The organism is Burkholderia sp. AU4i (genome assembly GCF_000466765.1).
Taxonomy (GTDB): domain Bacteria; phylum Pseudomonadota; class Gammaproteobacteria; order Burkholderiales; family Burkholderiaceae; genus Burkholderia; species Burkholderia cepacia.
In genome coordinates this window covers 1-2107 of sequence record NZ_ASSI01000464.1, presented here as the reverse complement: position 1 = coordinate 2107, position 2107 = coordinate 1, and the positions used below count along the sequence as shown (strand labels likewise).

The following is a 2107-nucleotide window of genomic DNA, read 5'->3' as shown; positions in this document are numbered from 1 at the left end:
GGCGCTCGCGGCCGCGCTCGGCGATTCGGTGCTCGGTTATCTGCCGGTCGGCGCGTTCTGCCTGCGGATTCGCGCGGTGCTCGATCGCGGCGCCGTGCTCGCGCTGCCGCACACGCTCGCGAAGATCGCGCTGCTGCCCGGCGTGTCGCACGTCGACGTGCTGCGGCATTGCCGCCCGCGCCGCGCGGGCGACGTCGTGACGGCCGATGCCGCGCACCTGTACGTGTTCCTGTTCGCGTGCGAACCGGCGGACGCGGAGGACGCGCTCGCGCGCATCTTCGACGTGCCGGTCGACACGCTGTCCGACCGCGTCGTGTGTCTCGGGCAGGGCAGCATCGATACCGAACTCAACGCGCTGAAGGCCGAGAACCGGCGCGCGCCGATCGCCGACTACAGCGATTTGTTCGGGGCCGCGCAGCCGGCGGGCGCCAGTCGCGCCCCGCTCGCGCGCACCGGGCCCGGCGACGCGTTGCCCGACGCGGGCGAAGTGAGCGGTGCGATCGACGCGATCGATACGATCGTCGCGCTCGAGGCGATCGGTGCGATGCCGGCGGCTGCGGCGGCCGCGGCTGCCGACGCTTCGGCGCCGGAACCCGTCATACTCGCCGCGCGCAAGCGCAGCGCCATCCGCAGCGCGATGCCGCTGCGCAAGGAGGGGGTCGCATGATCGCCGAACTCGTCATCGGATTCATCGTCGGCATCGCGATCGCGGTGCCCGTGTGGATCGTCGCGCAGCATCTCGGCATCGGCCGCGGTTTTCACGCGCCGCGCGGGATCGACCGGCGTGACGCGGTGCCGTGCGAACTCGTGCCGGTCGCGCTGCGCGGGCGGCTGCTGCCGGACGCGGGGCGCGAGCGTGGCGTGCATGACGAACGTCACGGTGAGGCGGCCCGATGAAGACGATCGCCATTACGTCGACGACCGGGGGTGCGGGCCGCACGACGCTCACGGCCGCGCTCGCGGTGCTGCTGGCGCGCCGCGGCCGGCCGGTCGTCGCCGTCGAATTCGATGCGCAGAACCTGATGGGCGCGACGCTCGGCCTCGACACGCTGGCCGAGCACGGCCTCGCGCAGAGCGTGCTCGGCGGCGCCGAGCCGTGGCATGCGCACACGTGGCGCAACGCCGATGGCGTGCTGTTCGTGCCTTACGGGCAGGTCGACGCGGCCGGCGCGGCCGCATGCGATGCGCGGCTCGCGGCGGATCCGGCGTGGCTGTCGCGCGCGCTCGACGAGATCGCGTTGCCGGCCGACGGCGTCGTGCTGATCGACACCGCGCGTTATCCGTCGACGCAGGCCGAGCAGGCGATTCGCCGCGCGGACCTGACGCTCGTCGTCGTGCCGCCCGAGCCGGCCGCCTGTGCGACGACGGCCGCGCGGCTCGGGGCGCTCGGGGCGGGTGGCGAACTGCACATCGTCGTGAACCGGCTGAATCCGGCGCGCGACATGCAGCGCGACGCGCTCGCGATGCTGCGTGCGGTCGCGGGGCCGGCGTCGATGCTCGAGCAGCGCATCCACGTCGATGCGGCCGTGCCCGAAGCGCTCGCGCGCGGCAGCTGGATCTTCGACGACGCACCGTATTCGCAGGCGTCGCACGACCTGAACGGCGTCGCGAACTGGGTCGATACCTGGCTGGCGGCGCGCGCGGCCGTTCGCCGCGGAGCGGCGCGATGAACGCGCGCATCGCGCCGCGCCTGCGCGCATTCGGACGCCGCACGGCCGACTGGATCGCGCGCGGCATCGGCTTGCCCGCGCAGCGCACGCTGGTCGACTGGCTCGTGCGGCTGTTCTTCCACGCCCCGCCGCCCGGCCGGCCCGATCACGTGCGCCGCTGGGTGCGTGTCGCGTCGCTGCGGCTCGCGCAGGAGTGGGGCGTGCTGCAGCCGCTCAGCCCGCGCGAATGGCTGTGGCGCGCGATCGTGCGGGCGCCGCGCGCGGCCGACGGCCGCCCCGCGCGCGATCCGCTCGCCTGGTTCGACAAGTACGTCGTGCCCGTCTACGTGGCCGGGCGCGCGGTCGGCCGGCGCGTCAACGAGATCGGAAGAGCACACGTCTGAACTCCAGTCACGTGAAACGATCTCGTATGCCGTCTTCTGCTTGAAAAAAAAAAA

General features: G+C 73.3%; 3 protein-coding genes and 1 pseudogene. All 4 read left to right on the top strand.

Annotation, left to right across the window (positions count from 1 at the left end; genetic code table 11):
* On the top strand, positions 1–667 hold a 667-nt coding region (locus L810_RS43550; protein WP_042978512.1), incomplete at its 5' end, for a BcsE family c-di-GMP-binding protein.
* Positions 664–897 carry a hypothetical protein gene (locus L810_RS43545; RefSeq protein ID WP_021164404.1) on the top strand — a complete coding sequence of 78 codons (234 nt, stop codon included), beginning with the start codon at positions 664–666 and terminating at the stop codon, positions 895–897. The genes L810_RS43550 and L810_RS43545, both read left to right, overlap by 4 nt.
* Entirely contained in the window at positions 894–1670 is a 777-nt protein-coding gene (gene bcsQ, locus L810_RS43540) for a cellulose biosynthesis protein BcsQ (protein ID WP_021164403.1), read from the top strand. The genes L810_RS43545 and bcsQ overlap by 4 nt, the downstream gene beginning before the upstream one ends.
* A pseudogene (locus L810_RS43535) lies at positions 1667–2029 on the top strand (UDP-forming cellulose synthase catalytic subunit); the annotation flags it as partial. The gene bcsQ and the pseudogene L810_RS43535, both read left to right, overlap by 4 nt.
* Positions 2030–2107 lie beyond the last annotated feature (78 nt).

Coding starts and splice junctions, on each gene's coding strand:
- L810_RS43545 (WP_021164404.1), top strand. CDS start 664: ATGATCGCCGAACTCGTCATCGGATTCATCGTCGGCATCGCGATCGCG.
- bcsQ (WP_021164403.1), top strand. CDS start 894: ATGAAGACGATCGCCATTACGTCGACGACCGGGGGTGCGGGCCGCACG.